Raw genomic sequence first — 6,611 nt, forward strand, 5'->3', positions numbered from 1 at the left:
TTCGTAGTGAAGGAGTGTCCGTCATGCCCGAGGCCGTCATCGTCGATGCCGTCCGAACCCCGGTCGGCAAGCGGTACGGGGCCCTGTCGGGGCTCCACCCGGCGCAGTTGCTCGGGGCGGTGCAGCGCGGGCTGCTCGAACGCGCCGGCGTCGACGCCGCGACCGTGGGGCAGGTCGTCGGCGGCTGCGTGACGCAGGCGGGCGAGCAGTCCAACAACGTCACCCGCAACGCCTGGCTGTACGCGGGCCTGCCGTACCAGACGGCATGCACGACGATCGACTGCGCGTGCGGGTCGTCCCAGCAGGCCGTGCACCTCGTGGCGGGGCTGATCGCGTCCGGGGCGGTGCACACCGGGATCGGCTGCGGCGTCGAGGCGATGAGCCGGGTCTTCCTCGGCCAGGCGCTCACGCCGGAGACCGGCAGCCCGGCGCCGGACGGCTGGGAGCTGGACATGCCCGACCAGTTCACCGCGGCCGAGCGCATCGCGAAGAAGCGCGGCATCACCCGGGAGGACGCGGACGCGTTCGGGCTGGCGTCGCAGGTCAAGGCGAACGCGGCGTGGACGCGGGACCGCTTCGCGGGCCAGATCCTGGAGATCGAGGCGCCGGTCATGACCAGGGAGGGCCCCACGGGGGAGACCGCCGTCGTGACCCGCGACCAGGGTCTGCGCGACACGACCGCCGAGGCGCTCGCCGGGCTGAAGCCGGTCCTCCCGGACGGCGTCCACACCGCGGGCAACTCGTCGCAGATCAGCGACGGCGCCGCCGCGGTGCTGCTGATGGCGGTGGACCGGGCCGCCGAGCTGGGGCTGCGCCCCCGGGCCCGGATCGTCGCGTCCGGGATGGTGGGCTCCGACCCGTACTACCACCTGGACGGGCCGATCGAGGCGACGCGGCACGTGCTGGACCGGGCCCGGATGACGCTGTCCGACATCGACCTCGTGGAGATCAACGAGGCGTTCGCGTCGGTCGTGCTGTCGTGGGCCTCGGTGCACGGCGCGGACATGGACCGCGTCAACGTCAACGGCGGCGCCATCGCCCTCGGCCACGCGGTCGGCTCCACCGGCGCCCGCCTCATCACCCAGGCCGTGAACGAGCTGGAGCGGTCCGACAGGTCGACCGCCCTCGTCACGATGTGCGCGGGCGGCGCGCACTCCACGGCCACCATCATCGAACGGATCTGAGGAGCACATGACCATCGGGCTGACCGAGGAGCACCGCGACCTCCGCGACGCCGTGCGCGCGTTCACCTCCCGGCAGGTGACCCCCGCGGCCGTCCGCGCCGCCGTGGACGCCGAGCGGGAGAAGGCTCCCGCGTTCTGGGACGACCTCGCCGCGCAGGGCCTGCTCGGCCTGCACCTCCCCGAGGACGCGGGCGGCGCGGGCTACGGGATGGTCGAACTGGCCGTCGTCCTGGAGGAGCTCGGACGGGCCGTCACCCCCGGCCCCTTCCTTCCGACGGTGCTCGCGAGCGCCGTGCTGCACCGCGCGGGACATGCCGAGCACCTGCCGTCCCTCGCCGACGGGCGCGCGGTCGGCGCCGTCGGGCTCGACGCGGGAAGCCTGGCGATCTCCCGCTCGGGCGGCGAGATCACGGTGACCGGCACGTCAGGGCCCGTCCTGGGCGCCCCCCTGGCTGATCTTTTCGTCCTCCCGGCGAAGGACGGCGACGCGACGGCCTGGATCCTGCTGCCCCGGGACGCCGTGAGGGTGGACGAACTGCCCAGCCACGACCTGACCCGGCGACTGGGCAGGGTCGGACCGGAGAACCGGACCGTCCCCGAGGGGGCGGTCCTGGAGATCGGCTCGCAGGCCGTGCGGGACCTCGCGGCGGCGCTGTTCGCCGCCGAGGCGTCCGGCCTGGCGGACCGCGCGACGACCACCGCCGCCGAGTACGCCAAGGTCCGCGAGCAGTTCGGCCGCCCCATCGGGCAGTTCCAGGGGGTCAAGCACCGCTGCGCGCGGATGCTCGCGCACGCCGAACAGGCCCGCGCCTGCGCCTGGGACGCCGCCCGCGCCCACGACGAGGGGCGCGAGCGGGAGGCGTCGCTGGCGGCGGCGGTCGCCGGGGCCACCAGCGTCCAGGCCGCGTTCCAGACGGCGAAGGACTGCGTGCAGACCCTCGGCGGCATCGGCTTCACCTGGGAGCACGACGCGAGCCTCTACCTGCGCCGCGCCCAGACCCTCCGCGTCCTGCTCGGCTCCGCCGCGTCCTGGCGCCGCCGCGTCGCCCGCCTCACCCTCGACGGCGTCCGCCGCGAACTCCGCGTCGAACTCCCCCCGGAGGCCGAGCGGATCCGCGCCGAGGTCCGCGCCGAGCTGGAGCCCGCGAAGGCCCTGGACGGCAAGGATCGCCTCGCCTACCTCGCCGCCCGCGGCTACACCTCGCCCCACCTGCCCCGGCCCTGGGGCAAGGGCGCCGACGCGGTGTCCCAGCTCGTCATCGCCGAGGAGATGCGCGCCGCCGGCCTGCGCGCCCACGACATGATCATCGGCAACTGGGTGGTGCCGACGCTGATCGCGCACGGTTCGGCCGCCCAGCACGAGCGCTTCCTGCCCGCCTCGCTGCACGGCGACATCCGCTGGTGCCAGCTGTTCTCCGAGCCCGGGGCCGGCTCCGACCTCGCCGCCCTCGGCACCCGCGCGGAGAAGGTCGAGGGCGGCTGGAAGATCACCGGGCAGAAGGTGTGGACGTCCATGGCCCGCGAGGCCGACTGGGGCATCCTGCTCGCGCGCACCGACCCGTCCGTCCCGAAGCACAAGGGCCTGTCGTACTTCCTGCTCGACATGAGGTCGCCCGGCATCGACATCCGGCCGCTGCGCGAGCTGACCGGCGACACCCTGTTCAACGAGGTGTTCCTGGACGGCGTCTTCATCCCCGACGACCTCCTCGTCGCCGCGCCGGGCGACGGCTGGAAGCTCGCCCGCACGACCCTCGCCAACGAACGCGTCTCGCTCTCGAACGACTCGTCCCTCGGCAGCGGAGGCGAGGCCCTCCTCAAACTGGCGACGGACGCGGACGACGAGCGCCTGACCACGCTCGGCGGCATCCTCTGCGACGCGCAGTCGAGCAGCCTGTTCGGCCTGCGCACGACGCTGCGCTCGCTCGCGGGCGGCCAGCCCGGCGCCGAGTCGAGCATCGGCAAGCTGATCGGCGTCGAGCACATCCAGCAGGTGTGGGAGACGGCCGTGGAGTGGATCGGCCCCGAAGCCCTCTCCGGTGAGGGAGAGGGCGGGATGGGCGACCCGACCTGGATGTTCCTGAACTCCCGCAACATGTCGATCGCCGGTGGCACCACCGACGTCCAGCTGAACATCATCGGCGAGCGCCTGCTCGGCCTTCCGCGCGACCCGCAGGCGGCGTCGTGACCCTCGACCTCCAGGCCGAGCACCAGGCGACCGGCGTGGACGCGGCGGCCGCCGCGGCCCGCCGCGTCGTCGACGCGCTGGTCCGCTCCGGCGACCTCTCGGGCGCCGACATGTCCGACGTGGCCGACCGCCTGAACGCCGTGGCCGACGACCTGGAGGCGGCGGCCCCGCCGCTGCGCGACCGCCTGGTCGACATGTGGCGCGGCGACGGCAACACCCGCCACGACCCGGTCACCGGCCCCGAGAACCCGATCGCCCCGCCGCTCGCATACACCGCCGCGGACTCCCGCACCATCGAGGCCGCCACGACCTTGGGCCTGCCCTACCAGGGCCCGCCGGCCAGCGTCCACGGCGGGATCTCCGCCCTCCTCCTCGACCACACCCTCGGCGTGGCGAACGGATGGGCGGGCAAGTCGGGCATGACGGCGGAACTCACCCTCCGCTACCACCGCCTGACCCCCCTCTTCGAGCCCCTGACGATCAGCGCCCGCCAGGTCTCCGTGGACGGCCGCAAGATCCGCACGGTGGGAGCGATCCAGGCCGGGGGCGAGGACTGCGTGACCGCCGAGGGCCTCTTCATCGCCAAGTACCCGCCCCGCCCCCGCTGACCGTCACCCCGTCTGATCGAGCCGCATGGAGACGTAGTCGGTGAACCCCGCACGCCGGGCGAACCTGACGGGGCGCCGCCGGTACTCGGTGAACCCGAGCTTGGCGTAGAGGCCGAGCGCCGGGGCGTTGGTGTCCTTGATGTCGCGGAGCACGAACTCGTCGTACTCGGGAAGGGCGAGGATGTGCCGCATGAGCGCGGTCGCGACCCCGCGTCCCTGGCTGCCGGGCTCGGTCGTGACGAAGCCGATCTCTGCCAGGCCCGCCCGGGTCTCGTCCGCCGCGCCGAGAAACTGGGAGCGAAGGACGAGGTGGCTGATCGTGCCGTGCACCGCGCCCAGGTGGCGGCGGATCTCGGACCAGCGGGGCGCGAAGCACTCCTGCGCACCTGTGGTGACAGAGGCGACGGCCGCGGGTTCGCCCTCCAGGAGGGCGACGTAGAACCGGTTCAGCAGGATCATGTGCTCGAACGCATCGGCGAGCTTCTCCGGATCGGAGGAGAAGAACGCGAAGTCCTCGGCGAAGCCGTGGACCAGCACCGCGGTGATCCGCCGCCGGTAGTCCTCGCCCAGGTCATCGCCGCGCCTGACCTCGATCATCCGGACACTCCTTCCGTGAGTACCCTCAGCACGATGTGGACGTCCGGGACGGCGAGCTCGGCACCGAGGGCGAGCCGCATGGTCGTCAGACCGCCGAGGGTGGCGAAGTAGCATGCCGTGATCTCTGCCGGATCGCCGCCGCCGAACTCGCCCGCGGCCTGGCCGCGCCGCACGCACTCCGCGAAGGCGTGCCACATCGAGCGCTGCGCCCCGACGATTCGCTCGACCGTGCCGGGTGGTGTGTCGGTGGTGACCCCGTGGTTGACGACGACGACGAACTCGGCGGCGCCGTCGTCGGCCGTGACGTCGGCCAGAAAGCGGGCGGTGAACGCGCGGATCAGGTCCACCGGCCGCCCCTCTCCCGAAATCTCGGCCGTGAGCGCGACGAGGCCGGCGACAGCCTGGTCGAGCAGGGCCAGGTACAGCTCGTCCTTCGTGGCGTAGTGGCGGTAGATCGACCCGATGCTCACGTCCGCTTCTCGCGCGATGTCGCGGACGGTCGACGCCGCGAACCCTCGGCGGGCGAAGACGCGCACGGCGGCCGTCTGGATGACCTCGAGCGTTGCCGCGCGCAGCGCGGCGTTCTGCTCGGCAGTGCGCGGCATGGAACCCCGAAATGAAATGAACTTTCGTTCACTCTACGGCAACGCGGCGACCACCGCCTGCACGATCGGCAGGCCCCGCCCCCGCGTCCCGGCGTCGTGCCCCGCTTCGAGTGCCCCGATCTCGAAGGGGCCTCGGGTGACGACGTCGGGCGCGTTCTGGACGGAGCCCAGGTCGTGTTCGTCGCCGGCGGGTACCCCATTTTCCTGCTTGAGCATGTTCGTCGTAGCGGGTTCGATCGCCTTGCTGCGCCCGCCGTCGCCGACGGGGCCTTGGCCTACGTGGGGATCTCGGCCGGGGCGGCTCTCGCCGGGCCGGATCTGCGGCCGCTGCAAAGTTCCGACGATCCTGGGGCCGTGGTTTCCACCGCCGGGCTCGGCCTGGTCCCGTTCGTCGTGCTGCCGCACCGGAACCGGGGGCGGGCCGCGCGGCACGACCGGCTGACCGGCGACCCCGCCCGGACGTGGCCCGTGATCTCGATCAACGACGACCAGGCCGTCAGCGTCGTCGGCGACATCTTCGAGGTTCTGGATTCTCGGTAGGGAGCGCAGGGAGGCGCGTTCGGCTGACGGCTTCCTGCTGCGGCGGTGCTGTTGCCATGGACGGTGGTGGGTGACACCCGCGCACGAGGCGCGTGTGTCACGCAACCGAAACGTCTACACCACTCAAGGAGCACGACATGCGTCGTCTTCTCAGCCAGCGCCTTCTGACCATGCCGTCCGACCGCCGTCCCATGATCGTGGGCGGTTCGGCTCCGGTGACCGTCGTCGCCGAGGACCGTCAGGACATCCAGGTCGTCCTGGAGGGCGTCAACCTCAAGAGGATCGCCGAGCGGGCCATCCTGGAGCCCGTCGACGACAGGCACGTGATCATCAGGTGTGAGCGCCTGTGGAAGAGGGGCGGGTACCTCACGGCGGTCATCGTGCGTGTCCCGCGCGGCTCCGACTACGTCCGCGTAGACACGTGGGGCCGTATCACCGTGACCGGCCCGCTCCGGGTCGCACACCTGCACTCCGCCAAGCGCATCGAGGTCGAGGAGATTCCCTTGGACTCCTCGTTCCAGGTGAGGACCACGCGCCGCTTCGGCCAGCCCATCACGGTCGGGAGGACCAGCGGTGACCTCACGGCGTGGACCAAGGGAGGATCCGTGCAGATCATGGCGGACCACCCCCAGAGCCTCCGCATCAGCACCATCGGAGGCGACATCGATCTCCGCGGCCTCTGGGACGACGAAGCCCTGAAGATCTTCGGCGACAGGGGGCGCGTGACCTATCGGAGGGGCATCTGACCCTTCACGGGTAACGGCCACTGGCCGTCACCTGCCACAAAGGCTTCGGCGCCAGCCGAAGCCCCCCAGAAGGGCCCGGCGCGAGCCGGGCCCGTCTGTTCGCCCATCGTTGGTTGGCGACCGGACGCCCCACCGGTAACTCGGAC

8 protein-coding genes are annotated in these 6,611 nt (G+C 72.3%); 5 read left to right on the forward strand and 3 right to left on the reverse strand.

Features of this window, described 5'->3' with window-relative positions:
* The first annotated feature begins 23 nt into the window (after positions 1–23).
* The 3 genes from AB0C87_RS19665 to AB0C87_RS19675 are packed head-to-tail and all read left to right on the forward strand — an operon-like array spanning position 24 to position 3,977.
* Positions 24–1,184, forward strand: a complete 1,161-nt coding sequence (locus AB0C87_RS19665) for a steroid 3-ketoacyl-CoA thiolase (protein WP_360578811.1) — start codon at positions 24–26, stop codon at positions 1,182–1,184.
* Between the two features lie 7 nt (positions 1,185–1,191).
* Complete coding sequence (locus tag AB0C87_RS19670) at positions 1,192–3,369, forward strand: acyl-CoA dehydrogenase (protein ID WP_360578813.1); 2,178 nt, start codon at positions 1,192–1,194, stop codon at positions 3,367–3,369.
* A complete protein-coding gene (locus tag AB0C87_RS19675) occupies positions 3,366–3,977 on the forward strand; it encodes a PaaI family thioesterase (protein ID WP_345179295.1) in 612 nt (203 codons plus the stop codon). Before AB0C87_RS19670 ends, AB0C87_RS19675 begins: the two co-directional genes overlap by 4 nt.
* A gap of 3 nt (positions 3,978–3,980) precedes the next feature.
* Here the strand turns inward: AB0C87_RS19675 and AB0C87_RS19680 are convergent, their stop codons facing one another.
* From AB0C87_RS19680 to AB0C87_RS19690, 3 genes are read right to left on the reverse strand one after another with little or no spacing between them, the layout of a single operon-like run.
* A complete protein-coding gene (locus AB0C87_RS19680; protein WP_360578815.1) occupies positions 3,981–4,574 on the reverse strand; it encodes a GNAT family N-acetyltransferase in 594 nt (197 codons plus the stop codon).
* Positions 4,571–5,179: a TetR/AcrR family transcriptional regulator gene (locus AB0C87_RS19685; protein ID WP_360578817.1), complete on the reverse strand. Its 609-nt coding sequence runs from the start codon at positions 5,177–5,179 to the stop codon at positions 4,571–4,573. Before AB0C87_RS19685 ends, AB0C87_RS19680 begins: the two co-directional genes overlap by 4 nt.
* Before the next feature lie 33 nt (positions 5,180–5,212).
* The gene (locus AB0C87_RS19690; RefSeq protein ID WP_353832268.1) at positions 5,213–5,395 is read right to left on the reverse strand and encodes a hypothetical protein; all 183 of its coding nucleotides are present in this window, start codon (positions 5,393–5,395) and stop codon (positions 5,213–5,215) included.
* Between AB0C87_RS19690 and AB0C87_RS19695 the strand changes: the two genes are divergently transcribed.
* Complete coding sequence (locus tag AB0C87_RS19695) at positions 5,354–5,719, forward strand: Type 1 glutamine amidotransferase-like domain-containing protein (RefSeq protein ID WP_360578819.1); 366 nt, start codon at positions 5,354–5,356, stop codon at positions 5,717–5,719. The two genes, AB0C87_RS19690 and AB0C87_RS19695, sit on opposite strands and share 42 nt — an antisense overlap.
* A gap of 137 nt (positions 5,720–5,856) precedes the next feature.
* Entirely contained in the window at positions 5,857–6,465 is a 609-nt protein-coding gene (locus AB0C87_RS19700) for a hypothetical protein (RefSeq protein ID WP_345179300.1), read from the forward strand.
* Positions 6,466–6,611 lie beyond the last annotated feature (146 nt).

The organism is Actinomadura sp. NPDC048021, from assembly GCF_040653135.1.
Lineage (GTDB): Bacteria > Actinomycetota > Actinomycetes > Streptosporangiales > Streptosporangiaceae > Spirillospora > Spirillospora verrucosospora.